Annotated in this window: 23 protein-coding genes and 1 riboswitch; of the genes, 17 read left to right on the top strand and 6 right to left on the bottom strand. The window is 72.8% G+C overall.

Annotation, left to right across the window (positions count from 1 at the left end; all coding sequences use genetic code 11):
* Window positions 1-18 precede the first annotated feature (18 nt).
* From ACSP97_RS07270 to ACSP97_RS07255, 4 genes are all read left to right on the top strand, one after another.
* Entirely contained in the window at window positions 19-360 is a 342-nt protein-coding gene (locus ACSP97_RS07270; protein ID WP_440556837.1) for a DUF742 domain-containing protein, read from the top strand.
* A 102-nt stretch (window positions 361-462) separates the two neighbouring features.
* Complete coding sequence (locus ACSP97_RS07265) at window positions 463-1,134, top strand: DUF4232 domain-containing protein (RefSeq protein WP_440556835.1); 672 nt, start codon at window positions 463-465, stop codon at window positions 1,132-1,134.
* A gap of 248 nt (window positions 1,135-1,382) precedes the next feature.
* Window positions 1,383-2,171, top strand: a complete 789-nt coding sequence (locus ACSP97_RS07260; protein ID WP_440556833.1) for a carbon-nitrogen hydrolase family protein — start codon at window positions 1,383-1,385, stop codon at window positions 2,169-2,171.
* 57 nt (window positions 2,172-2,228) lie between these two features.
* Window positions 2,229-3,926, top strand: coding sequence for a flavin monoamine oxidase family protein (locus ACSP97_RS07255; protein ID WP_355150055.1), 1,698 nt, complete (start codon window positions 2,229-2,231; stop codon window positions 3,924-3,926).
* Window positions 3,927-3,989: 63 nt separating this feature from the next.
* Here the strand turns inward: ACSP97_RS07255 and ACSP97_RS07250 are convergent, their stop codons facing one another.
* From ACSP97_RS07250 to ACSP97_RS07240, 3 genes are all read right to left on the bottom strand, one after another.
* A complete protein-coding gene (locus ACSP97_RS07250; RefSeq protein WP_440556830.1) occupies window positions 3,990-4,919 on the bottom strand; it encodes a TIGR03619 family F420-dependent LLM class oxidoreductase in 930 nt (309 codons plus the stop codon).
* Between the two features lie 189 nt (window positions 4,920-5,108).
* The gene (locus ACSP97_RS07245) at window positions 5,109-5,834 is read right to left on the bottom strand and encodes a DUF5995 family protein (protein ID WP_358298678.1); all 726 of its coding nucleotides are present in this window, start codon (window positions 5,832-5,834) and stop codon (window positions 5,109-5,111) included.
* 78 nt (window positions 5,835-5,912) lie between these two features.
* A complete protein-coding gene (locus tag ACSP97_RS07240) occupies window positions 5,913-7,304 on the bottom strand; it encodes a uracil-xanthine permease family protein (RefSeq protein WP_355150061.1) in 1,392 nt (463 codons plus the stop codon).
* A 201-nt stretch (window positions 7,305-7,505) separates the two neighbouring features.
* On the opposite strand from ACSP97_RS07240, the gene ACSP97_RS07235 reads away from it, so the two are divergent.
* The gene (locus ACSP97_RS07235) at window positions 7,506-7,964 is read left to right on the top strand and encodes an acyl-CoA thioesterase (RefSeq protein ID WP_358298679.1); all 459 of its coding nucleotides are present in this window, start codon (window positions 7,506-7,508) and stop codon (window positions 7,962-7,964) included.
* On the opposite strand, the gene ACSP97_RS07230 is transcribed toward ACSP97_RS07235, so the two are convergent.
* The gene (locus tag ACSP97_RS07230) at window positions 7,924-9,126 is read right to left on the bottom strand and encodes an MFS transporter (protein ID WP_435644033.1); all 1,203 of its coding nucleotides are present in this window, start codon (window positions 9,124-9,126) and stop codon (window positions 7,924-7,926) included. The genes ACSP97_RS07235 and ACSP97_RS07230 overlap by 41 nt on opposite strands.
* A 133-nt stretch (window positions 9,127-9,259) precedes the next feature.
* Between ACSP97_RS07230 and ACSP97_RS07225 the strand changes: the two genes are divergently transcribed.
* The 10 genes from ACSP97_RS07225 (at window position 9,260) to ACSP97_RS07180 (ending at window position 19,049) form a co-directional block, all read left to right on the top strand.
* Window positions 9,260-10,861, top strand: a complete 1,602-nt coding sequence (locus ACSP97_RS07225; protein WP_440556827.1) for an ROK family protein — start codon at window positions 9,260-9,262, stop codon at window positions 10,859-10,861.
* Between the two features lie 496 nt (window positions 10,862-11,357).
* Window positions 11,358-11,488, top strand: a riboswitch (FMN riboswitch).
* A 158-nt stretch (window positions 11,489-11,646) separates the two neighbouring features.
* On the top strand, window positions 11,647-12,252 hold the full coding sequence (locus ACSP97_RS07220) for a riboflavin synthase (RefSeq protein ID WP_355150068.1): 606 nt from the start codon (window positions 11,647-11,649) through the stop codon (window positions 12,250-12,252).
* Complete coding sequence (locus ACSP97_RS07215) at window positions 12,249-12,890, top strand: nicotinamide mononucleotide transporter family protein (RefSeq protein WP_355150070.1); 642 nt, start codon at window positions 12,249-12,251, stop codon at window positions 12,888-12,890. The genes ACSP97_RS07220 and ACSP97_RS07215 overlap by 4 nt, the downstream gene beginning before the upstream one ends.
* Window positions 12,887-14,200, top strand: coding sequence for a bifunctional 3,4-dihydroxy-2-butanone-4-phosphate synthase/GTP cyclohydrolase II (locus ACSP97_RS07210; RefSeq protein ID WP_358298682.1), 1,314 nt, complete (start codon window positions 12,887-12,889; stop codon window positions 14,198-14,200). Before ACSP97_RS07215 ends, ACSP97_RS07210 begins: the two co-directional genes overlap by 4 nt.
* Window positions 14,201-14,242: 42 nt before the next feature.
* Entirely contained in the window at window positions 14,243-14,728 is a 486-nt protein-coding gene (gene ribH, locus ACSP97_RS07205; protein WP_070030021.1) for a 6,7-dimethyl-8-ribityllumazine synthase, read from the top strand.
* A 34-nt stretch (window positions 14,729-14,762) separates the two neighbouring features.
* Entirely contained in the window at window positions 14,763-15,035 is a 273-nt protein-coding gene (locus ACSP97_RS07200) for a phosphoribosyl-ATP diphosphatase (protein WP_070030020.1), read from the top strand.
* Between the two features lie 75 nt (window positions 15,036-15,110).
* The gene (gene hisG / locus ACSP97_RS07195) at window positions 15,111-15,959 is read left to right on the top strand and encodes an ATP phosphoribosyltransferase (RefSeq protein WP_355150075.1); all 849 of its coding nucleotides are present in this window, start codon (window positions 15,111-15,113) and stop codon (window positions 15,957-15,959) included.
* 11 nt (window positions 15,960-15,970) lie between these two features.
* A complete protein-coding gene (locus tag ACSP97_RS07190) occupies window positions 15,971-16,426 on the top strand; it encodes a PH domain-containing protein (protein WP_355150077.1) in 456 nt (151 codons plus the stop codon).
* Window positions 16,427-16,629: 203 nt separating this feature from the next.
* Window positions 16,630-17,964, top strand: a complete 1,335-nt coding sequence (locus ACSP97_RS07185; protein WP_355150079.1) for a hemolysin family protein — start codon at window positions 16,630-16,632, stop codon at window positions 17,962-17,964.
* A complete protein-coding gene (locus ACSP97_RS07180) occupies window positions 17,961-19,049 on the top strand; it encodes a hemolysin family protein (protein WP_355150081.1) in 1,089 nt (362 codons plus the stop codon). The genes ACSP97_RS07185 and ACSP97_RS07180 overlap by 4 nt, the downstream gene beginning before the upstream one ends.
* Window positions 19,050-19,137: 88 nt before the next feature.
* Here ACSP97_RS07180 and ACSP97_RS07175 read toward each other — a convergent pair whose 3' ends face one another.
* Together ACSP97_RS07175 and ACSP97_RS07170 are read right to left on the bottom strand one after the other, a co-directional pair.
* The gene (locus tag ACSP97_RS07175; protein WP_440556823.1) at window positions 19,138-20,994 is read right to left on the bottom strand and encodes an AAA family ATPase; all 1,857 of its coding nucleotides are present in this window, start codon (window positions 20,992-20,994) and stop codon (window positions 19,138-19,140) included.
* A gap of 426 nt (window positions 20,995-21,420) precedes the next feature.
* Window positions 21,421-22,047: a uridine kinase family protein gene (locus ACSP97_RS07170; RefSeq protein WP_440558373.1), complete on the bottom strand. Its 627-nt coding sequence runs from the start codon at window positions 22,045-22,047 to the stop codon at window positions 21,421-21,423.
* A gap of 270 nt (window positions 22,048-22,317) precedes the next feature.
* Between ACSP97_RS07170 and ACSP97_RS07165 the strand changes: the two genes are divergently transcribed.
* Entirely contained in the window at window positions 22,318-23,274 is a 957-nt protein-coding gene (locus ACSP97_RS07165; RefSeq protein ID WP_355328589.1) for a hypothetical protein, read from the top strand.
* Window positions 23,275-23,351: 77 nt separating this feature from the next.
* Complete coding sequence (locus ACSP97_RS07160) at window positions 23,352-24,893, top strand: amino acid permease (protein WP_355328587.1); 1,542 nt, start codon at window positions 23,352-23,354, stop codon at window positions 24,891-24,893.
* The last annotated feature ends 93 nt before the right edge of the window (window positions 24,894-24,986 follow it).

The raw sequence follows: 24,986 nt of genomic DNA, 5'->3' as shown, positions 1-24,986 counted from the left end.
CCGGACGAGACCGGGTCGATGGTGCGCCCCTACACGGTGACCCGGGGCCGCACCCGGCCCTCGGACCGGTATGCCATCGACCTGATGTCCCGGGTCACCGTCCTGGACACGGACGCCGCCGGGTCCGGCGTCGACCACGCGGGCGCCGCCCTGCTGGAACTGGTCCGGCGCGGCCCGCGCCCGGTCGCGGAGCTGGCCGCGGACGCCGACCTGCCCCTGACCGTGGTCAGGGTGCTGCTCGGCGACCTGGCCGAGGCGGGCCTCGTCCGTATCGACCCGCCCCACCGGGTCCCGGCCGGCGGTGCGGCGGCCGACCCCGGGCTGCTGCGGGAGATCGTGGACCGGCTGCGCGAAATCTAGTGTTTGTAACAGCCGTGTAGGGGACCGGTGTCGACCGGAACCCCACCCCGGCCGCGCGTGTCTCACACAGCAGCACGTCGCCCGTACCGCTTAAGGGGAACCATGCGCGTCCAGAAGTTCTCGTTGCTCGCCGTCGCCGTCGCCGCCGGCCTGTCCCTCACCGCCTGCGGCGGCAGCGACAGCGGCTCCTCGGGCGGCAGCGACTCCTCCGCGTCCAGCGCCGCCTCGGGCGCCTCCGACACCCAGGGCTCCGGCACGCAGAGCAGCCCCTCCCAGGGCTCGGGCGGCAACGGCGGCTCCACCGGCACCGGCCGCAACGGCGGCCAGACGAGCGGCGGGCAGACGAGCGGCGGGCACGCCGCCACGGGCGCCGGCCGCGCGTCCGGCGCCGGCTGCACCACCGCCCACCTGGCGTTCAGCACCTCCGGCGCGATGGCCGAGGGCGAACTGATCGTCAACATGAAGAACACCGGCTCGGCCAACTGCACCCTGCACGGCTTCCCGGGCGTCGACCTGAAGGGCAAGGACGGCGCCGTCAGCGCCTCCCGCAGCAAGCTCGCCGCCCCGGTGGTCACCCTGCAGCCGGGCGCGGAGACCCGCTTCACCCTGCACTACCCGCCGAACAACTCCGGCGGCTCCGGCGTGACCTTCACCCAGCTCGTCGTCACGCCGCCGAACGAGACCCACTCCACCGTCCTCCAGGCCGGCGTCAACGTGCCCGTCACCGAGGGCGGCCCCGGCATCACCGTCGACCCGGTCGGCACCGGCAAGTAACCCCGCTCCGCCCGCGCGCCGGGGCGCCCGCCGGCGCCCCGGGCGGCCCACCGGCGGACCGCGGACGGCCGATCCGCACCGGGACCGGCCGCGGGTTCGCCGGAGCGCGCAACGAATCGCCGCCCCACCCTCCTCGCACGCAACGAACCGCGTACCCGCGCGCAACGGCTGCTCCTTGTCCGGCCGAGCGCGCCGACCGTACCGTCTACCTGACCCCGAACCCCCTCCGTGACCGGTGAGGTAGACGCATGCGCACCGCCCTGCTCCAGAGCTCCGGCCGCCCCGGCTCCGTCGCCGGGAACCTCGCGGTCCTGGACGAGGCCGCGGGCCGGGCCGCCGCCTCGGGCGCCGCGCTGCTGACCACCCCGGAGATGTTCCTCACCGGCTACGCGATCGGCGACGCCGTCGGGCGTCTCGCCGAGGGCGCCGACGGCGAGTCCGCCGACGCCGTGGCGGAGATCGCCGCACGGCACGGTGTCGCGATCGCCTACGGCTACCCGGAGCGGGCCGGCGATGCCGTCCACAACTCCGTCCAGCTGATCTCCGCCGACGGCACCCGGCTCGCCAACTACCGCAAGACGCACCTGTTCGGCTGCTTCGAGCGCGAGCACTTCACCCCGGGCGAGCGGCAGCTCGTCCAGGCCGAGCTGAACGGCCTCACCGTCGGCCTGCTGATCTGCTACGACGTCGAGTTCCCGGAGAACGTCCGCGCCCACGCGCTGGCCGGCACCGACCTGCTGCTGGTGCCGACCGCGCAGATGCACCCCTACCAGTTCGTCGCCGAGTCGATGATCCCGGTGCGCGCCTTCGAGAACCAGATGTACGTCGCTTACGTCAACCGGGTCGGTGTGGAAGGGGAGTTCGAGTTCGTCGGGCTGTCCGTCCTCGCCGGGCCCGACGGTGTCGCCCGCACCCGCGCGGGGCGCGCCGAGCAGCTGGTGTGCGCCGACGCCGACCCCGCCTTCCTGGCCGCCTCCCGCGCGGCCAACCCCTATCTGACGGACCGCCGCCCCGGCCTGTACGGGTCCCTCGTCTGACGTCCGCCAACCCCCCTCGGCTTTACCAGAGTTCTTCGTGCAAGGAGTCCGTACCCCATGACGTCCACGGTGCCCAACGCGGTCGAGCACACCGACGCGCAGCAGCCGCCGATCACCATGTTCGGCCCGGACTTCCCCTACGCCTACGACGACTTCCTCGCCCACCCGGCGGGCCTCGGGCAGATCCCCGCGACCGAGCACGGCACCGAGGTCGCGATCATCGGCGGCGGCCTGTCCGGCATCGTCGCCGCCTACGAGCTGATGAAGATGGGCCTGCGGCCCGTCGTCTACGAGGCCGACCAGCTCGGCGGCCGGCTGCGTACGGTGGGCTTCGACGGCTGCGACGCGGACCTGAACTGCGAGCTGGGCGCGATGCGGTTCCCGCCGTCCTCCACGGCCCTGCAGCACTACATCGACCTGGTCGGCCTGACGACCAGGCCGTTCCCCAACCCGCTGGCCGAGGCGACCCCGTCGACCGTCGTGGACCTCAAGGGCGAGACGCACTACGCCAGGACCATCGACGACCTGCCCCAGGTGTACCGGGACGTCGCCGACGCCTGGAACAAGTGCCTGGAGGAGGGCGCCGACTTCTCCGACATGAACCGCGCCATGCGCGAGCGGGACGTGCCGCGCATCCGCGAGATCTGGGCGAAGCTGGTCGAGAAGCTGGACAACCAGACCTTCTACGGCTTCCTCTGCGACTCGGAGGCGTTCGCGTCCTTCCGGCACCGCGAGATCTTCGGCCAGGTCGGCTTCGGCACCGGCGGCTGGGACACCGACTTCCCCAACTCCATCCTGGAGATCCTGCGCGTCGTCTACACCGAGGCCGACGACCACCACCGGGGCATCGTCGGCGGTTCCCAGCAGCTGCCGCTGCGGCTGTGGGAGCGCGAGCCGGAGAAGATCGTCCACTGGCCGTACGGCACCTCGCTGAAGTCCCTGCACCCGGCCGGCGAGCCGCGCCCGGCCGTGACCCGGCTGCACCGCACCGCCGGCAACCGGATCACCGTGACCGACGCGGACGGCGACATCCGCACCTACCGGGCGGCGATCTTCACCGCGCAGTCCTGGATGCTGCTGTCCAAGATCCAGTGCGACGACGCGCTGTTCCCGATCGACCACTGGACGGCGATCGAGCGCACCCACTACATGGAGTCCAGCAAGCTCTTCGTCCCGGTCGACCGGCCGTTCTGGCTGGACAAGGACGAGGAGACGGGCCGGGACGTCATGTCGATGACGCTCACCGACCGCATGACCCGCGGTACCTACCTGCTGGACGACGGCCCGGACAAGCCCGCCGTGATCTGCCTGTCGTACACCTGGTGCGACGACAGCCTGAAGTGGCTGCCGCTGTCCGCGAACGAGCGGATGGAGGTCATGCTGAAGTCGCTCGGCGAGATCTACCCGAACGTCGACATCAGGAAGCACATCATCGGCAACCCGGTGACCGTCTCCTGGGAGAACGAGCCCTACTTCATGGGCGCGTTCAAGGCCAACCTGCCCGGCCACTACCGCTACCAGCGGCGTCTGTTCACCCACTTCATGCAGGACCGGCTGCCCGCGGACAAGCGGGGCCTCTTCCTGGCCGGCGACGACATCTCCTGGACGGCCGGCTGGGCCGAGGGGGCCGTGCAGACCGCGTTGAACGCCGTCTGGGGCGTCATGCACCACCTCGGTGGCGCGACCGACGCGACCAACCCCGGTCCGGGCGACGTCTACGACGAGATCGCCCCGGTCGAACTCCCGGAGGACTGACCGGGCGACCGACCGGGGGACCGGGTTCCCCGGGAGACACGGCCAAGGCGCGGGCGGGCGGCCTCAGACTCCGGCCGCCCGCGCCTTCTCGAAGACCTCGGCGGCGACGTCCGTCAGCTCCGCCGCGTCCCGCGCGGTGCCCTGGAGGTCGATCAGGATCTCGTCCAGGCCGATCGCCGCGTGCTCCACCAGGTCCTGCACGATCTGGTCGACGCTGCCCTGGAACGGCCGCCGGTCGGCGCCCTCGTAGGGCTTCGGCAGGCGCGTGGTGTTCACCCGCAGCACCGTGCGGATCGGCTCCGTACGCCCCCGCTCCTCGGCCAGCTCCCGCAGCCGCCGCCAGTCCGCCGCGACCCGCTCGGCCCCGGCGCTCACCGGCAGCCAGCCGTCGGCCCGGTCCACCAGCCGCCGCCAGGCCCGGCGGTTGCCCGCGGCCAGCAGGATCGGGATCGGCCGCGCGGGTTTGGGCCCCACCTCGGCCGGGGCGATCTTCGTCAGGGGGCCGTCGTGGGCCACCGGGTCCGGGCCCCACACCGCGCGGCACACGTCGATGATCTCGTCCAGCACCGCGCCGCGCTCCTCGAACGGCCGTACGCCCGCGGCCGCGTACTCGTCCAGGGACCAGCCGGTGCCCAGGCCCGCCAGCACCCGCCCGCCGGCCGCCGCGTCCAGCGAGGCCAGCGCCTTGGCCAGCTGGAAGGGCAGGTGCAGCGGCGCGATCAGCACGCTGGTGCCCAGTTCGGCCCGTCGGGTGGCCGCCGCGGCCAGGGTGAGGGTGACCAGCGGCTCGGCCACCGAGCGGTACTCGTCGGGCCAGGGCAGGCCGTCGATGCCGTACAGCCCCTGGGTGGCGGGCTCGGGGAACAGGGCCCGTTCGAAGACCCACAGGCTGTCGTAGCCGATGTCCTCGGCGGCGCGCGCCACGTCGGGGACGTCCTTGCCGATCGAGTACTGCCGCATCTGGGGAAGACCGAGACCGAGCCGGGTCGCCATGGCGTTGCTCCTCCGCGTTCGGGTACGTCGCGGCCAACGTGCCATGCCACGGGGGCTGTTCCGGGGAGGACGCGCCAGGGGCGGTTTCCGGCCACCGCGGCGGGCAACCGGACGGTGACCGGCGGGACCGGGAGGCGCGGGCGCCGGACGGGGGCCGGACGGCCGTGGAGCGGGGTGGCCGAGCGCGGGTCAGCGGGGCCGTGGGGTGCGGTGGCCGAGCGGGGTCAGCAGCATCCGGCCGGCGAGCCCCGCCACCGCGTCCAGCCGGTCGGTGAACTCCCCGGCGACGTCCGGGCGGTGCCGCAGCGCCCACAGCGCGCGGGCGGCCGCCCAGGCGGCCTCCCGGGCCCGTTCCAGGCTCCAGGACCCCACGAGATGGGTGAGCGGGTCGGCGAGCTGGAGCAGATCGGGACCCGGCATCAGCTCTTCGCGCACCCGTTCCTCCAGCACCACCAGGATCTCGCCCACGTGCTCGAACTCGTCCTCCAGATCGGCCGGTTCACAGCCGACGGCCCGGCAGGCGTCCACCACGGCGAGGGGGAGGTCGTGCCCGATGTGTGCGTTGACCCCGGCGAGCGCGAACTGGAGCGGCCGTACGCCGGGATGGCGGCGCAGCTGGAACAGCGGCCGCCAGCAGGCGGGCGGCCTCAGGCCCGCCGCGTCGGCGTCCACCGCGGTCAGGTACCGCTCGGCGAACCGCACGTCCAGCGCGGTGGCCGCCCGGGGATCGGGGAACTCCCCGCCGCGCAGGCGCCGGCCGATCTCCTCGGTGACGGTGAGGTAGACGCGGTTGAAGACGGCGACGCCGTCCCGCGCGGGCAGGACGGCGTCGAGGGCACGCATCCGGGCGACGACCGCGTCGACGGTCGCGCCGGCCCGTGCCGCGGGGAAGGTGACCTGTTCCGGCTGCGTCATGCCCGCAGCCTTCCAGCTCCGTCGCGCGGGCCGGGCCGACCGGCCCGCGCGGTCGCCGGAACGGGGGAACGCGTCCCGCTACGACTCGGTGCGCGGGGTCCCCGGGTCGTAGGTGGAGGTGCCCTCGTCCAGGAGGGGTTCCTGCTTCTTCAGGTGGGCCGGGGCGAAGGCGCGCAGGGCGTGGTAGCCGGTGATGACGACCACGGTGCCGAGGGCGATGCCGCTGAGCGAGAAGTTGCCGGTGAACTTCATGCTGACGTTGCCGACGCCGATGATGATGCCCGCGGCGGCCGGCACCAGGTTCAGCGGGTTGCGCAGGTCCACCTTGGCGTTGAGCCAGATCTGCGCGCCGAGCAGGCCGATCATGCCGTAGAGGATGACGGTGATGCCGCCGAGGACACCGCCCGGGATGGCGGCCACGACGGCGCCGAACTTCGGGCACAGGCCGAAGAGCAGGGCGAAACCGGCGGCGGCCCAGTAGGCGGCGGTGGAGTAGACACGGGTCGCGGCCATCACGCCGATGTTCTCGGAGTACGTGGTGTTCGGCGGGCCGCCGACCGCCGTGGACAGCATGGAGGCGACGCCGTCGGCGGAGATCGCCGTGCCCAGCTTGTCGTCCAGCGGGTCGCCGGTCATCTCGCCGACCGCCTTGACGTGGCCCGCGTTCTCCGCGACCAGCGCGATCACCACCGGCAGCGCGACCAGGATCGCCGACCACTGGAAGGACGGCCCGTGGAAGTGCGGCAGCCCGATCCAGTCCGCCTTGGACACGCCCGAGAGGTCCAGGCGCCAGTGGTCGGTGAGCTTGCCGCTGCCGTCCACGGAGTGGATCTTGCCGAAGACCCGGTCGAAGACCCAGGAGATGCCGTAGCCGAAGATCAGGCCGAGGAAGATCGCGATCCGGGACCAGAAGCCGCGCAGGCACACCACGGCGAGCCCGGTGAACAGCATCACGAGGATCGCCGTCCACTGGTCCTGCGGCCAGTAGGTGGACGCGGTCACCGGTGCCAGGTTGAAGCCGATCAGCATGACGACCGCGCCGGTGACGATCGGCGGCATGGCGGCGTGGATGATCCGCGCCCCGAACCGCTGCACCGCGAGCCCCACCAGGAACAGCACGACGCCGACGGCGAGGGTGGCGCCGGTCACCGTCGCGCTGGAACCGCCCTGCGCGCGGATGACGGCGGCCACTCCGACGAACGACAGGGAGCAGCCGAGGTAGCTGGGCACCCGGCCCCGGGTGGCCAGCAGGAAGATCACCGTGGCGACGCCGGACATCATGATCGCCAGGTTGGGGTCCAGGCCCATCAGCACGGGCGCCACGAAGGAGGCGCCGAACATCGCGACCACGTGCTGGGCGCCGAGGCCGACCGTCCGCGGCCAGGACAGCCGTTCGTCGGGCCGTACCACCGCTCCGGGCGCGGGCGTGCGCCCGTCACCGTGCAGTTTCCAGCGCACGCCGAGGTCCATGGTGGGGTTTCGCTTTCTTGCCGGGGGGAGTGTGTGACCGGGGGTAGCCGCAGGGCTATCCGCACCATTGTCGCTGGTCGCCGACGCGGCCCGCGCACACGGCCACCGCCCGGGCCCCATGGAGGGGCCGCTGAGCGGTCGCTTAGTATGTCGCCCGTGCCAGGGGTGCCACCCCGTTCGCCTCGCTCAGGAGCTCCACCCGTGACCGTCGAAGCCGCCCCCGCCCCCGCCGTCTCCTACGGCCGGCTGGTCCCCGTCACCGTCCATTTCGACGACCTCGACGCGCTCGGACTGCTGCACAACGCCCGCTACCCGCTGCTGGTCGAGCGCGCCTGGACCGAGCTGTGGCACGCGCACGGCATCCGCTTCGACGGCGACTGGGTGGCGGCCGGGGACGCCTGCAACGCGGTGCGCGAGCTGCGCATCGGCTACGAGGCGCCGGTCACACGCCCCGGCCGCTACGCCGTGCACCTGTGGCTGGACCGGCTCGGCACCACCGGGCTGACCTACGGCTTCCGCTTCTGCTCGGCCGACGGCGCCGAGACCTACGCCCGGGGCGCCCGGGTGCTGGTCCGGCTGGACGCGGCGACCCTGCGCCCGGCGCCGTGGAGCGAGGGCTTCAGGAGTGTTGCCCGGGAGCTGCTGCGACCCGCGGACTGACCTCCCGCGCGGGCCCGCGCTCGGCGCTGCGCAGCACGCCCGCGCACAGCGCGAGCCCGCACGCCAGCGCCGTCACCACGCCGAACGAGACCACCAGGCTGGTCGCCTGGGCCACCCCGCCGATCAGGCTGGGCGCGACGAGCCCCGAGGTGTAGGTGATGGTCGCCACACCGGCGATGGCCTGGCTGGGGTTGGGTCCCGCGTGCCCGGCGGCGGCGAAGCACAGCGGTACGACCACCGCGATGCCGAGCCCCATCAGGGCGAAGCCGCCCATCGCCACCGCCGGCTGCCCGGCGACCACCACCAGCAGCCCGCCGAGCACCGCGAGGACGCCGCCGGCGCGGACCGTGCGCACCGCGCCGAACCGGTTCACCACCGCGTCGCCGGCGATCCTGGCCAGGGCCATCGTCAGCATGAACCCGGTGGTCGACGCCGCCGCCAGCGCGGCCGAGCTGTCCAGCCGGTCCCGCAGGAACACCGCCGACCAGTCCAGGCTCGCCCCCTCCGCGAACACCGCGCAGAAGCCGACCATGCCGATCAGCAGCGCGGAGCGGGGCGGCAGCGCGAACCGCGGCGGCGGCTCCTCGTCCTCGGTGGGCTGCAGGTCCAGCACCCAGGAGCAGGCGAGCGCGCCGAGCACCGTGAGGACGGCCGAGGCCAGCAGGAAGTGGGTGCGCGCGTCCGCGCCGAGGTGGGCGGCGAGCGTGCCGGCCGCCGAGCCGGTGAGCGCGCCCGCACTCCACATGCCGTGCAGCCCCGACATGATCGACTTGCCGAGCCGCCGTTCGACCTCGACCCCGAGCGCGTTCATCGCCACGTCCGCCATGCCCGCGCAGGCGCCGTAGGCGAACATCGCCAGGCACAGGGTCGGCAGGTTCGGCGCCAGGGACGGCAGGATCAGCGAGAGCGTCCACAGCGCGAGCAGCCCGCGCAGCGCCGTACGGCTGCCGAAGCGGTGGCTGATCCGGCCCGCCAGCGGCATCGCGCACGAGGCGCCGAGCGCGGTGAAGGCCAGCGCGAAGCCCAGCCGGCCCGCGCTGAGCGAGGCGTGGTCCTGAATCCAGGGCACGCGGGTCGCGAAGGAGCCGGTCACGGCGCCGTGCACGGCGAACACGGCCGCCACGGCGCACCGGGCGCGCCGCACCTCGCCCTTGTCACTCATGTCTGTGCTCCTCCCCGGAAGTCGTCGGGCGTAAATTATCAGGGAGCCTGCCTGATAGATAGTTGTTATCCCGCCGCGCCTCGGCGTCCGGCCCGTGGCACCGATCCGGCACCGATCTGGGAGGATTCCCGCCATGCCCGCATCACCCAGCACCGCGAGGGCCATCAACGACCGGCTGGCCCTGGGGCTCTTGCAGGAGCGAGGCCCGCTGACTGCGGGGCAGCTGAAACAGCTGACGGGGCTGTCCCGGCCGACGGTCGCCGACCTCGTCGAACGGCTCACCGCCGCCGGACTGGTCAGGGTCGTCGGCGAGTCCGGCGCGGCCCGCCGGGGGCCCAACGCCCGGCTCTACGGCATCGTCGCCGACGGCGCCTTCCTGGCCGCGCTCGACGTGCGCACCGACGGGGTCGTGGTGCTGGTCGCCGATCTGGTGGGGCGGGTGCTCGCGGAGGCGTCCGTGCCGGTCGACGGGGGCGCGGGCACCGGGCCCGCCGTGGAGCGGGTGGTGGCCGCGGTGGAGCGGGCGGCCAAGGAGGCGGGGGCGGAGCGGCTGCACACGGTCGGCATCGGCGCGCCGGGCCTCATCGACCCGGCCACCGGCGACCTCCGTGACTCCGCGGGCCTGCCGGCCTGGCACCGCAGCCTGGCCGCCGCCCTCCAGGAACGGCTGCCCGGGGCCCGGATCACGGTGGAGAACGAGACCAACCTCGCCGCGCTGGCCGAGCAGCGCGAGGGCGCCGCCCGCGACCGGGACACCTTCGTCCTGCTGTGGCTCGGGCACGGCACCGGCGCGGCGGTCGTCCTCGACGGCGTCCTGCGCCGCGGCGCCTCCGGGGGCACCGGCGAGATCGGCTTCCTCCCGGTCCCCGGCACGTCCTCGCTCCCGTCCGCCACCGACTGCGGGGGCGGCTTCCACGCCCTGGCGGGCGCCGCGGCCGTCCTGTCCCTGGCGGCCGCCCACGGCCTGCCGACGCCGGCCGTGGTCGACGGCCCGAGCGCGGCGGGGGTGGTGCGCGCGGCGGTGCGGAACGCGTCGGCCACGGGAGCGTCGGCCGCGGGCGGGACCGCCACGGAGGGCCGGCCGGGGAAGGCGCCGACGGGGGAGCGGGCGGGGCGAGGGGCCGCGGAGCCGGGCGGCGGCCCGGTGCCTGTGCCGGGGGCGGGTCCGTCGGCGGCGGAGACCGGGCCCGGTGCGGGGGAGGGCGTGGCCGGTCGGGCCCCCGGTGGCGGGGCGGGGGCCCGGTTCGTGGCGGCGGAGAACGGGCCCGGGTCGCGGGACGTCGTGGGCGGTCGGTCCACCGGCGCCGCGGGGGCGGGATCCGTGGCGGGAGTAGAGCCCCCGGCGCGGGGTTCGTCCGCGGACGAAGGGGTGCCGGTGCGTGCCGGGCGCGATGGCGCCCCCTCGGTGTCGCCGCCGCCGGACCGGCAGCCGGCCGGGGCCGGTGATGCCGGTGCGCGCTTCCTGGCCGCCCTGGCCGACGGCGTCGCCGTCGGTGCCGCTTCCGTCGTCGCGGTGCTGGACCCCGGGTGCGTGGTGCTCGGCGGGGAGGTCGGGCGGGCCGGGGGCGAGGTGCTCGCCGGGCTCGTGGCCGAGCGGCTCGCCCGGCTGTCGCCCCTGCCCACCGAGGTCCGCGCCGGCGGGCTCGGCGGCTCCGCCGTACTGCGCGGCGCGCTGCTGACGGCCCGCGACCGGGCCCAGGACGAACTGTGGAGCGGACGGCAGTCCCGCCCGTGACGGCGCTCCGCTCGGCCGGACCGCGCGCCGGCTACTCCTCGAACGCCCCCTCGCCCACGGCCCGTTCCGGCGTCGGACGCCCCCGGCACCGGTGACGTGGCCGGGGAACCCGGTCCACCCCGACGACGGACGGCCGGGCGTGCCGGCTGAGCGCCCGCACCTCGTGCCCGCCCGCAGCCGCTCGGCGACGTGCCGTCCGGGCGGCGCCGGGTACCGCAGGGGACGGGACGGCGGACGGGAAAGGTGACATGCCCCGCGCCCTGACGGCCCGGCGGCGGGCAAGGGCCGTCGTCACCGCCGCCGGGCCCGCCCGCACCCTAAAAGGACTAGACCATTACGGTCAATGGGAAAGACGTCATCAACCCGAGCCGCCACCAGGGGACTTGAGGGACCGCGCCGTCCCGCGCAAGCCCGGGAGCACGCACTGTGAGCGAGCCCACACGCTCCCCCTGTCGGGGCGGGCGCCGGGCGTGGCACACTGGCCGTGTACCAGAAGCAGCGCACTCCGGGGTCGGTGAAAGTCCGAACCGGCGGTTACAGTCCGCGACCCGGTCGCCTCCAGCGACCGGTTGACCAGGTGAAATTCCTGGACCGACGGTTAAAGTCCGGATGGGAGGCAGTGCGCGGCGGGCGGGCATGCGTCATGTGTGCGCGCCGCCGTCTCGGGTCTCGTCCGCACGCGGGCGGGTCTTTTTCGGCGACGCCCCCGATGTGTGCTCATCCGTAGATTCTGTCGTCATCGACAGGCCCCGGAGTCCGTGCCAAGAGGCAGGAGGACCCGGGAAGTGTTCACCGGAATCGTCGAAGAGCTGGGTGAAGTCACCGCCGTCGAGAATCTCGGCGACGCCTCCCGTTTCCGGCTCCGCGGCCCCGTCGTCACCGACGGCGCCCGGCATGGCGACTCCATCGCCGTGAACGGGGTCTGTCTCACCGTCGTCGACCACGAGGGCGACGAGTTCACCGCCGACGTCATGGCCGAGACGCTGAACCGCTCCAGCCTGGGCGCGCTCACCGTCGGCTCCCGCGTCAACCTCGAACGCCCCACCGCCGTCGGCGCCCGCCTCGGCGGACACATCGTCCAGGGCCATGTCGACGGCACCGGCGAGGTGCTGGAGCGCAAGGTCTCCGAGAACTGGGAGATCGTCAAGATCTCGCTCCCCGCGGACCTCGCCCGCTACGTGGTCGAGAAGGGCTCCATCACCGTCGACGGCATCAGCCTCACCGTCGTGGACGCCGGACCCGACCACTTCACCGTGAGCCTCATCCCCACCACCCTCGCGCTGACCACCCTCGGGGTGAAGCAGCCCGGCGACCCGGTCAACCTCGAGGTGGACGTCATCGCCAAGTACGTCGAGCGGCTGCTCGCGGCCGGACGGGAGGTCGGCCGGTGAACTCGCTCAACTCCGAGGCGTTCACCCTGTTCGGACAGCACATCCTGTGGTCCGACATGATCGGCAACATCCTCGGCCTGATCGGCCTCTTCTTCGGCTGGCGCCGCTCCCTGTGGAGCTGGCCGGTGCAGTTCGTCTCCGGCCTCGTCCTCTTCGCCGCCTTCTACGGCCACCTGACCGGCAGCGCCGGCAAGCAGGCCGTCGTCATGGCGGTCGCCCTCTACGGCTTCTGGCAGTGGAACCGCGGCCGGGGCGGGGCCGGCGACGGCCACATCTCCCCCCGGTTCGCCACCTGGCGCGAGCGGGCCGCCCTCGTCGGCGCCGCCGCCGTCGGCACCGTCGCCGTCGCCCTGCTGTTCACCGCGTTCCCGGAACTGTCCTGGGACCCCTGGCCGGACGCCTACATCTTCGTCGGCACCATCGTCGCGATGTACGCCCAGGCCAAGGGCATGGTCGAGTTCTGGTTCGCCTGGCTGCTCGTCGATCTCGTCGGCGTCCCCCTCAACTTCGCCAACGGCTACGCCTTCTCCGGCTTCGTCTACGTCATCTACGGCGCGCTCGTCCTGTGGGGCATGCGCGACTGGTGGCTGCGCTCGCGCAAGAGCCCGCGGCCCGTTCTGGAAGGAGCACCGGCATGAGCCCGGCCACCCCCCTCTACGACCCCTTCCCGGTGGAGGACTTCGCGCTCGACCCGGTCGAACAGGCCATCGCCGACATCGCCGCCGGCCGGCCCGTGGTCGTCGTGGACGACGAGGACCGGGAGAACGAGGGCGACCTCGTCGTCGCCGCCGAGAAGGTGACCCCCGAGATCGTCGCCTTCATGATGAGCGAGTGCCGGGGGCTGATCTGCGCCCCCATGGAGAGCGCCGAACTCGACCGGCTGCGGCTGCCGCAGATGGTCGAGGACAACACCGAGTCGATGCGGACCGCCTTCACCGTCTCCGTGGACGCCTCCGCCGCGCACGGCGTGACCACCGGCATCTCCGCCGCCGACCGCGCCACCACCCTGCGGCTGCTCGCGGGCGGCACCGCCGAGCCCCTCGACTTCGTCCGCCCCGGCCACGTCTTCCCGCTGCGCGCCCGCTCCGGCGGGGTCCTGGAACGCAACGGCCACACCGAGGCCGCCGTCGACCTCGCCCGGCTCGCCGGGCTGCGCCCGGCCGGCGCCATCGTGGAGATCGCCGGTGAGGACGGCCGGATGCTGCGGCTGCCCGAGCTGATCCCGTTCGCCCGCAAGCACGGCCTGACGATCATCTCCATCGAGGACCTGATCGCCCACCGCCGGGGCGCCGAACCCACGGTCCGCCACGAGGCCGAGACCCGGCTGCCCACCCGGCACGGCACCTTCACGGCCCACGGCTACCGCTCCACCCTCGACGGCGTCGAACACGTCGCCCTCGTCCACGGCGACATCGGCACCGGCGAGGACGTCCTCGTCCGCGTCCACTCCGAATGCCTCACCGGGGACGTCTTCGGCTCCCTGCGCTGCGACTGCGGCCCCCAGCTGGACGCCTCCCTCGCGCGCATCCAGGAGGAGGGCCGGGGCGTGGTCGTCTACCTGCGCGGACACGAGGGCCGCGGCATCGGCCTGCTGTCCAAGCTGCGCGCCTACGAACTCCAGGAGCAGGGCCGCGACACCCTCGACGCCAACCTGGAACTCGGCCTGCCCGCCGACGCCCGCGACTACGGCGCCGGCGCCCGGATCCTCGCCGACCTCGGCGTGCGCAGCGTCCGGCTGATGACCAACAACCCCGACAAGACCGAGGCGCTGGAGCGCCACGGCCTGAAGGTCACCGGCCGCGAGCCGATGCCCGTCCAGGCGGGCGAGCACAACCTGCGCTACCTGCGCACCAAGCGGGACCGCATGGGCCACGACCTGCCCTGGCTGGACGCCCCGGCCGTGCCGGCGCCCGCCCAGGCCCCCGCGGCCACCTGCCCCAACCAGTAACAGGCCGGCGAGCCGGCGAGCAAGAACGCAACGAGGAGAGACGTGAGCGGCAAGGGTGCACCGGAACTGTCCGTACGCAACGTGAGCGACCTCAGGGTCGCCGTCATCGCGGCGCAGTGGCACGAGAAGGTGATGGACGGTCTGGTGAACGGCGCCCTGCGCGCCCTGGGCGACCTGGGGATCGACGAGCCGACCCTGATCCGGGTGCCCGGCAGCTTCGAACTGCCGGTCGCCGCCAAGGTGCTCGCCGGGCGGGGCTACGACGCGGTGGTCGCCCTCGGCGTCGTCATCCGCGGCGGCACCCCGCACTTCGACTACGTGTGCCAGGGCGTCACCGCGGGCCTCACCCAGGTCTCCGTCGAGACCGGCGTCCCCGTCGGCTTCGGCGTGCTCACCTGTGACACCGAGGAGCAGGCCCTGGACCGGGCCGGCATCGAGGGGTCCACCGAGGACAAGGGCCACGAGGCGGTGATCGCGGCGGTGTCCACCGCGGCCACGCTGCGTTCGGTATCCGAACCCTGGCACTGAGGCACCGGCCGGAGCGCGTAGGGTAAGGACCACCATGTCCAAGAAGACGTTCGAGGAGCTCTTCGCCGAGCTCCAGCACAAGGCCGCCCAGGGCGATCCCGCCACCTCCCGCACCGCAGAGCTGGTCGGCAAGGGGGTCCATGCCATCGGCAAGAAGGTCGTCGAGGAGGCCGCCGAGGTCTGGATGGCCGCCGAGTACGAGGGCAAGGAGGCGGCCGCCGAGGAGATCTCGCAGCTGCTGTACCACGTCCAGGTGATGATGGTCGCCCGCGGGATCTCCCTGGACGACGTCTACGCCCACCTCTGACCGACCCGCCGTACCCCGCCGCGAAGCCCCGCGGTGACCCCCCGGAAACCCCTTCACGCAAAGGAAGCCGACCTCATGCTGCGCATCGCCGTCCCCAACAAGGGTTCCCTGTCCGGCCCTGCGGCGGACATGCTGCATGAGGCCGGCTACCGGCAGCGCCGCGAGTCCAAGGAACTGCGGATCGTCGACCCGGGCAACGAGGTCGAGTTCTTCTACCTCCGCCCCCGCGACATCGCGATCTACGTCTCCTCCGGCCGCCTGGACATCGGCATCACCGGCCGTGACCTGCTGGTCGACTCCGGCGCCGACGCCGAGGAGATCCTGCCGCTGGGCTTCGCCCGCTCCACCTTCCGCTTCGCCGGCAAGCCCGGCACCGCGAGCGGCGTCGAGGACCTCAAGGGCCGCACCGTCGCCACCTCCTACGAGGGGATCGTCGCCCGGCACCTCGCCGACAGCGGCGTCGACGCCTCCGTGGTGCACCTCGACGGCGCCGTGGAGACCGCGATCGAGCTGGGCGTCGCCGAGGTCATCGCCGACGTCGTGGAGACCGGCACCAGCCTGCGCAACGCGGGCCTGGAGGTCTTCGGCGAGCCGATCATGAAGTCCGAGGCGATCGTGATCCGCCGTACCGGCGCGGACACCGAGGAACCCAAGGTGCAGCAGTTCCTGCGCCGCCTCCAGGGCGTCCTCGTGGCCCGCACGTACGTGATGATGGACTACGACTGCCGGGTCGAGCAGTTGGAGAAGGCCGTCGCCCTCACCCCCGGCCTGGAGTCCCCGACCGTCTCCCCGCTGCACAACGAGGGCTGGGTCGCGGTCCGCGCCATGGTCCCCACCAAGGACGCGCAGCGGATCATGGACGACCTCTACGCCATCGGCGCCCGCGCCATCCTCACCACGGCCATCCACGCCTGCCGCCTGTGACGAGCACACCGATGTCCGAGCTGCCCACCCTCCCCGTCACCTTCCGGCCGGGCCACACCCGGGCCATCCTGCTCACCGCCGGCGTGGTGATCTTCCTGACCATATCGGGGATCGCCGTGCTGCTGGAGGGGCTCGGCCCGGGGGAACGGCTGAGCTTCGTGGTCACCGGGGCGCTGATCTTCTGGGTGCTGGCCAAGCTGGCCCGGGTGAAGGTCGTCGCCGACGAGGAGGGCGTCACCGTCGTCAACATCGCCGGCAGTCGTCGCCTGGACTGGGCGGAGATCCTTCAGGTGAACCTCCGTCCGGGCGATCCCTGGGTGTTCCTCAACCTCAGCGACGGCACCAGCCTGCCCGCGCTCGGCATCCAGCCGGGCCTCGCCAAGCAGCGCGCGATCGCCGACGCCAGGGCGCTGCGGGCGCTCGCCGAGGCCCGCTCGACCGCCCGCCTGGGGGAAGATCAGGGCTGACTCGGGGTCGCCCACCCTGCCCGCCCGGCCCCCGTCTTGATTAATCTGGTGGGCGGAGGCCGCGCCGAAGCGCCTCCGCCCCTGTGCGCCGCCCGGTGCCGGGGGTTCCTGCTACCCGAGGAGTGAATCCCTCCGGCGATGGACGGATCGTCCTGTAGTACCTGCGCCGCCCCCACCCGACATACCGGGGAGGCGGCGGCATCGTGACCACCCCCCTGCTGCTCCTCGCAGCCGCGTTCCTGCTGATTCTCGCCAACGGATTCTTCGTGGCGGCCGAGTTCGGCCTGGTGACCGTCGAGCGCCCCGAGGCCGAGAAGGCCGCGGCCGACGGCGACAAGCGCGCGCGTACCGTCGTGGAGTCGCTGAAGCACCTGTCCTTCCAGCTCTCCGGCACCCAGCTCGGCATCACCATCACCTCCCTGGTCGTCGGCATGCTCGCCGAACCGGCCCTGGGCCGGCTGCTGCGCGGCCCGTTCGCCGCCCTCGGCCTGCCCGACGGCGCCGCCTCCGGCACCGCCGTGGTCGTCGGCATGCTGCTGGCCTCGGCGATCCAGATGGTGATCGGCGAACTCGTGCCCAAGAACTGGGCGGTGTCCCGGCCGCTCCAGGTCGCCCGCTTCGTCGCGGGCCCCCAGCACCACTTCTCCCGGCTGTTCCGGCCGGTGATCGCCGCGCTCAACACGGTCGCCAACCGGCTGGTCCGCGCCCTCGGCGTCGAACCCGCCGAGGAACTGGCCTCCGCGCGCACCCCGGGCGAACTGGTCTCGCTCGCCCGGCACTCCGCACAGGCCGGCGCCCTGGAACAGGACACCGCCGATCTGTTCGTGCGCACCCTGTCGCTGGGCGAGCTGACCGCACAGCACGTGATGACCCCCCGGGTGAAGGTCAGCGCGCTCCAGGACTCGGCCACCGCCGAGGACGTGGTCAACCTCACCCGGGCCACCGGACTGTCCCGCTTCCCCGTCTACCGGGAGAAGATCGACGAGGTCGTCGGCATGGCCCACCTCAAGGACGCGCTCGCCGTCCCGGCGCACGACCGGCTGCGCACCCCCGTCGGCCGGATCGCCCGTCCGGCGCTGCTGGTCCCCGAGACCCTGCCGGTGCAGCCCCTGCTGGCCCGGCTGCGCAGCGAGCAGCCCATCGCGGTCGTGGTGGACGAGTACGGCGGCACCGCCGGCGTGGTCACCCTGGAGGACATCGTCGAGGAACTGGTCGGCGAGGTCCGCGACGAGCACGACGCGAAGGACGTGCCCGAACTGGCCGCCGCCCCGCCCGAGGACGGCAGGCCCGCCTGGGACGTGGCCGGCAGCTGCCGGGTCGACATCCTCAAACGGATAGGTCTCGATGTGCCCGAGGGGCCCTACGAGACCGTCGCCGGGCTGGTCGCCGACCTGCTCGGCCGGATCCCGGCCCCCGGCGACCGGGCCGAGCTGCCCGGCTGGCGGCTCGCGGTCCGCCAGGTCGGCCACTACCGCGCCGAGCGGGTCCGCCTGGTCAGGACGGCCCCGGCGGCGAACATCGCGGAGGCCGTCCGATGAGCGTGTTCCAGCTGTTCTTCGCCGCGCTGCTCGTGCTCGCCAACGGCTTCTTCGTCGGCGCCGAGTTCGCGCTCGTCTCCGTGCGCCGCAGCCAGATCGAACCGCTCGGCACCGCGCGGGCCCGCCAGGTGCTGTACGGCCTCCAGCGGCTGCCCCAGATGATGGCCGCCGCGCAGTTCGGCATCACCGTCTGCTCGCTGACCCTCGGCGCGGTCGCCGAACCGACCGTGGCGCACCTGCTGGAGCCGCTGTTCGAGGCGGTCCACCTCCCCGACGGCGTGATCCATCCGCTCGGCTATGTCATCGCCCTGGCCGGAGTGGTCTTCTTCCACCTGGTCATCGGCGAGATGGTGCCGAAGAACCTCGCCATGGCGGCGCCCGAGAAGGCGGCGCTGTGGCTCAGTCCGGGCCTGGTCTGGTTCGCCCGCGTGTGCAAGCCGATCACCGTGTCCCTGGGCGCCGTCGCCCAGGCCGTCCTGCGGCTGTTCCGGGTGGAGCCCAAGGACGAGGTCGAGGCCGTCGTCACCAGCGAGCAGCTCAACCGGCTCCTGGAGGACTCCGGTGAGGCGGGCCTCCTCGACCCGGAGGAGCGCGAGCGCCTGGAGGACGCGCTGGAACTGGGCTCCCGCCCGGTGACGGACGTCCTGCTGCCCCGCGAGTCCCTGGTCACGGTGACACCGGCGGTCACCCCCGGCGAGATCGTCCGGCTGACCGCGCGCACCGGCTACTCCCGCTTCCCGGTCGCGGCGACCGAGAAGGGCGCGTTCATGGGGTACGTCCATGTGAAGGACGTCCTCGACCTGGAGGAGTCCGAGCGCGCGGTGCCCCAGAACATCTGGATCCCCATGACCACCCTGCGGGCCGAACTCCCCTTGGACGACGCCCTCACGGTCATGCGCCGCGCCGCCACGCACCTGGCCCAGGTGGCCGACGCGTCCGGCAAGGTCCTCGGTCTGGTGGCTCTGGAGGACGTCCTGGAGATGCTGGTGGGCGAGGTCCGCGACCCGGCCCACCGGGAGATCGCCGACATGAGGCTGACGGAACCGAGGGTGAGCGGGGAGCCGGAACAGGCGCTCGCCACTTGATCGGAGCGGTGCGGGGACCCGCGCGGACGCGCCCGGACCGGGCGGACCGCGCGGGTCCCCGCGGCCGTCGGCACGCGGCCTGCCGTACCTACCCCGCCGACGGATCCTGCGGCCCCCGGCCCGACAGCACCTCCCCGTACGCCTGCATCAGATCGGCCAGCCGCAGGGTCGCGAGGTCCTCCCGCGACAACGCCCCCGGGTACGCCGACAACCGCAGATCCCGGTACGCGCAGCTCTTCTCGTACAGGGTGCGCAGGAACCGTCCGTTCCCCAGCTCGTCGATCCACCCCTGCTCCACCACGTGCCCGGCGATCGACCGCAGTTCCTCCAGCGCCTCCTCGTCCCACAGGTCCCCGTTCTCCCCGGCCAGCACCTTCCCGATCTCGGTGAGTTCCGCCGGCCGGTAGGAGGGGAAGTCGACGCGGGTGGTGAACCGGGACGACAACCCCGGGTTCGCGGCGAGCAGCCGGTCCATCCCCTCGGGGTACCCGGCGAGGATCACCACCAGGTGGTCCCGGTTGTCCTCGGCCCGCTTCAGCAGCACCTGCAGGGCCTCGTCCCCGTACGCGTCGCCCTTGCCGTACCCGGAGTTGGAGAGCGAGTACGCCTCGTCCACGAACAGCACCCCGCCGATCGCGGAGTCGATCAGCTCATTGGCCTTCACGGCGGTCTGCCCGAGGTACTCGCCGACCAGATCGGCCCGCTGCGCCTCCACCAGGTGGTCCCCGCCGAGCAGCCCGAGCGCGTAGAAGACCCGGCCGAGGATGCGCGCCACCGTGGTCTTGCCGGTCCCGGACGGCCCGGAGAACACGAAGTGCCGTTTCGGCGGCTGCACCGGCAGTCCCTGCCCGGCCCGCAGCCGCGCCATGTTCAACTGCGCGGACAGCGCCTTCACCTGGCGCTTGACCGGTTCGAGCCCCACCATCCGCTCCAGCTCGGCGAGCGCCTGTTCGAGCAGGGCGGGATCGGTCGGCCCGGTGGGTATCGGCGAGCCGGGCACCCCGGTCCGGTCGCGGACCGGGGGAGCGGTCACCGACGGCAGCGGCCCGGTCGGCAGCTCCGGCTCGGACAGCCGCAGGTCCCGTCCCTCGGTGCCGAAGAGCGGGTCGAAGCCGTCCGGCCCGTCCACGGTGTCCGTGCCGGTCAGCGTGATCGCGGCGAGGTCGGTCGCGTCGTCGTACCCGTCCCCCTCGGCGATCGCCGCGAGTCGCGCGGAGGTGTCCATGAAGGCGGGGTCCACCCGGTGTACCGCGCGGTACAGGGGGAGCGCGGCGGCGGAGCGGCCGGTGCCCTCGTGCGCCCGCGCCAGCCAGTAGCGCAGCTCCTTGCGCTGCGGCTGCTCGCTGCGGCAGCGCATCAGCGCCGCCGACAGCAGCGGCTCGGCCTGGCCGTACATCTCCAGCCGGACCCGGGCCATGCCGCCGAACAGCCCGGCCTCGATGCCGAGCAGCGCGTCGTCCAGCAGCGGATCGGTGTGCCGTACCAGCTGGTCCCAGTCCTTGACCAGATAGGCGCGGCAGGCGTGCAGGAAGCGGACCTGCGGATCGGTGTCGACCGGGGGCAGCCCGGCGAGCGCCCGGTCCAGCTCGGGCACGTGCCGGCCGTCCAGCCAGTGCGAGGCGTGGGCGAGCAGCAGATCACGCGGGTTCTCCAGCACCGGCTGCACCCACCAGCCCAGCCAGTACCAGGAGTTGAGCGACCTGCGGTGGCGGGCGCGCTGTTCCCCGAAGCGCTCGCGGTGCCGGAACATCCGCAGCAGCGCGGTGGTGGTGTCGACCCGGAGCGCGTGCAGCCCGAGCCAGCCGTCCGCCATGCCCGGGTCCATCCGCACCGCGGCCCGGAACTCCTCCTCCGCCTGCGGATAGGCACCCATCGTGTAGGCGTCGACCCCGCGCAGCCAGGCGAGGTCGGCCGGGGCCTCGGGGCCCTGCGTGCCGAAGTCCATCACGTCCCCCACAGACCGTGCCCCCGTGGTTCACCGCCGGACGGTCGCCCGGCGGCCGCCGCGGCCGAACCGCCGTGCCGCGGACCGGAGTTGCAGGTGCGCGAGGCAGCCGCCGAGATCGCACCAAGGGCATCGTACCCGCGGTGTGTCCGCGGGCCGTAGGGTGCCGCAGGGACCGTTCGGCGAGGTGGGGGTGGACGGGGCGGGGCGGGGCGGTGACCGAGGGTGATGGAATCGGTGCGTGAAGGCCCCGGAAATCGGTTCGCGGGCAGAACGAAGCCCCCGATCACGGGGGAACAACCGGGGGCTTCGCGTCTTGGGGCGGCTCCGAAAGGCCGCACATTGAGAACGTAAGTCCTGTACGGCCCCCGGGTCAAGCGAAGTTGGGGCACTTGGGCAAGTTGGCCGACAGGGATCTTCACAGCTTCACCACACAGCCGACGACCCATCACTGAGGGTCACATCCTGGCCTGACCCCGCCTGCCGCCCGGGCCCCGGCGACACCTCGTACCCCTCGGCCGTCTGCCGCACCAGGAGACCGGCGTGGGGGCGCGAGGGGTCGGCGGCGAAGTGCGCGCGCTCCGCCGCGACCCAGCCGTCCCAGAACTCGCGCTGCTCCGCGCCGTCCCGCCGCCGCCCGCGCGCCCAGGACTCCTCGCGGGGCAGTTCCATCCACAGCAGTTCGGCCAGGTACGGCCGCAGCGCGCGGCGGCCGGCGCCGACGCCCTCCAGCAGGACCACCGGCGCGGGCGGCAGCGGGCGCGGCGGACCGAAGGCGCGCGCACGCCAGTCGTAGGGGGTGTAGGCGGCGGGCTCGCCCCGGGAGAGCGGGCGGATCACCTGGGCCAGCAGCCGGTCGGTCCACTCGAAGAGCTGCTCGTGGCTGGCGATGTCGTCGAGGTGGAGCACCGGGGCATCGCCCAGTGCGGCGGCCAGCCGTCCGGCGAAGGTCGACTTGCCGGAGCCGGCGTGCCCGTCGACGCCGACCAGCCGGACCGGGCCGAGGGACGGGGGCAGCCCGCGCAGCCGGGTGGCGAGGAGCTGAATGGCGATTCCCGAGGTGTGATGCGGTGTGGGGGGCTTTCCGGAAAGAGTCTAGTGGCGGCGCGTGGTGACGGGGCCCGCGAGACCGCCGGACCCCAAGAAAGTTACGGTTTGAACCATCGCTCGGGAGCCCTCACAGTCTTCGATAAACATTCTCGAATCCCCTGACCGATATGTCGAATTCGGCGTTCCGGGGGTCCCCCGTGCTGAGTAAGGTGCCTCCTGCGCAACCGTGAGAAGCGGTCAACGCGGACAGGGCAAGGGGACAAGGCAGGGGACATGGCCGCGGAGTTATTCGAAGGGCAGTATGTATGGCACCCGGCGGCCGACGACCGAGTCCTCGCCGCGGTTTGCGTCGATGTCCGCGCCGGGCGTTATCGGCATGCGTACGAGGCGCTCGCCGAGACCCGTTCCGACTTCGCCCTGCGTGCCCACCGTTCGCTGGTCATCGCCTCCGAGGCGGCCGGCACCGACCTGGTGGAACGCTGGCTGGGCGAGGAACCCTCGCCGGAGGCGGCCCTGATGTGGGCCCGGGTCGCCGTCCAGCGGGCCCTGCGCGCGGCCGACGCCCACGACGACCGCGCCGAGGCGCTGGAGCGCATCGCGCTCACCGCCTGCGACCGGGCCGCCGCCCTGGACCCGAACGATCCCACGCCCTGGGTGGCCAAGCTGGCCATGGCCCGGCTGCACCGGCTGCGCGACCCCGCCCCGCAGGGCCTGCTCACCGCCCCGCCCGGCCCCTGGCGGCTGTTCGCGCACATCCTCTCCCTGGACCCCTGGCACCGCGAGGCCCACCACCGTTTCCTCTCCTTCTTCTTCACCCGCCACGGCGGCTCGGTCAACGCCGCCTGGGACGTGGCCGCCTTCCTCAGCCAGCGGGCGCCCGCCGACTCGGCGCTGCGGCTGCTGCCCCTGGTCGCCCTGGTGGAGAGCTACAACCCGACCCAGCTGCTCGCCGACCGCGTCTGGGAGCAGCCCCAGTGGCGGGCCACCGCGCTCGCGATCTACCACAACTGGTTGCCCGCGGCGACCGGTTACCGCTTCACCCCGGTGCTCGACCTGGCCTACCTCGCACACGCGCTGGTCATGGGCCAGCGCGAGTTCGAGGCCCGGGCGGTCTTCACGGCGATGGGCCCGTACGCCTCGCGCATGCCCTGGAGTGCCTTCGGCGACCCCGCCGAGCAGCTCTCCCGGGCACGCCGCGCCTGCGGTCTGCCCGTGCCGGGTCCCGCCTGACCTTTGCTCGTCCCCGTCCCCCCTCCTCAGAGCGCCCGTCCGCGGCGGTCGAGAGGCATCGAGAGAAAGGCCGATCTGTGTCGGAACGGATGTCGACCCCACGGGCCGCGGCCCGCGCGGGAAAGGACGCGGTCGTGCTCGACGACGACGCGACCCTGCACGCGATGGGTTATCCGCGGAAACTCACACGCCGTTTCAAGGCGTTCGACAATTTCGCGATCTCCTTCACCATCATCAATATCCTTTCGGGTATCTTCTCGTCCTTCGGATTCGGTATGAACGCGGGCGGCCCCCGCATTCTCGTATTCGGCTGGATCGGTGTCTCGCTCATGGTGCTGCTCATCGGCGCGGCCATGGGCGAGGTCGCCTCGGCCTATCCGACGAGCGGCGCCCTCTATTTCTCCGCCGGTAAACTCGCCAAGCGGCACAAGGGCGCCTGGTCCTGGTACACGGGCTGGCTGAACTTCGTGGGGCAGATCGGTGGCACGGCCGCGACCGGCTATGCGGCGGCCACCTTCATCCAGGCCTTCGTGCAGTTGCAGCGACCCTCCTACCAGCCGACCGTCCACCAGACGGTGCTGATCACGGCCGTGATCATCGTGGTGCAGGGGCTCGCCAACACCTTCACGGTCCAGCTCGTCGCCGTCCTCAACCGCATTTCCGTGTGGTGGCTGCTGATCGGACTCGTCGTGATCGTGGGCGCACTCATAGTGATACCGGATCACCATCAGTCGGCGTCCTTCGTGACGCATTTCGAGAACAACACCGGCTTCACGAGCGGACTTTACGGCGGCATGCTGGGCCTGCTGGTCACCAGCTGGACCTTCACCGGGTTCGACGGCAGCTTCCACATGTCCGAGGAAACGGTGCAAGCCACGGTCAACGCGCCCAGGGGGATCACCCGCGCCATCGGCTATTCGGCGATCACCGGCCTGATCCTGATGCTGGCATTGGTCTACAGCATTAAGGACTACGCCAAGGAGGCCGCGACGGGCGCGCCGCCCGTGCAGATCCTCATCGACGGCCTCGGCCTCGGCACCGCCAAGGTCATGCTCCTCATCGTCATCGGCGCCATGCTCTTCTGCGGCCTGGCCAACCTCACCAGCAACACCCGGCAGATCTTCGCCTTCTCCCGGGACGGCGCCATGCCCGGCTCCCGCTGGTGGCACTCGGTCTCGACGCGCACCCGTACGCCCGTCAAGGCCGTCTGGCTCGCGGTGGGCTGCTCGCTCGCTCTCGTGGTGCCCGGCTGGTGGTCGCACACCGCCTTCACCGCGATCGTCAGCGTCAACGTGGTCGGCCTCTTCCTCGCCTACGCCGTGCCGATCTTCCTGCGGCTGCGCCTGGGCGACGCCTTCCAGCCCGGCCCCTGGCACCTGGGCCGCTGGGGCAAGCCGATCGGCTGGCTGGCCGTGGTCTGGATCGCCCTCAGCAGCGTCCTGTTCATGCTGCCCCAGGCCTCCCCGATCACCGCGTCCTCCTTCAACTACGCGCCGATCGCGCTCGCGGTCGTCCTGCTCGTGGCCACCGTCTGGTGGTTCGCGACCGCCCGCCGCCGCTTCCAGGGACCCATCAGCTACGGCCGTCCCGACGAGATCGCGGCCATGGACCTCATCTGAACCACCGCCACGAGGCCCCGGCCCCCGCACCGTTCCCGGTGTCCGGGCCGGGGCCTCGGCGCTTCCATCACCGGTCCAGACCAATAATCATGG

This window comes from Streptomyces sp. SCPE 10 (assembly GCF_051980735.1).
GTDB classification, from domain to species: domain Bacteria; phylum Actinomycetota; class Actinomycetes; order Streptomycetales; family Streptomycetaceae; genus Streptomyces; species Streptomyces misionensis.
This window is presented reverse-complemented; position numbering and strand designations above follow the sequence as displayed.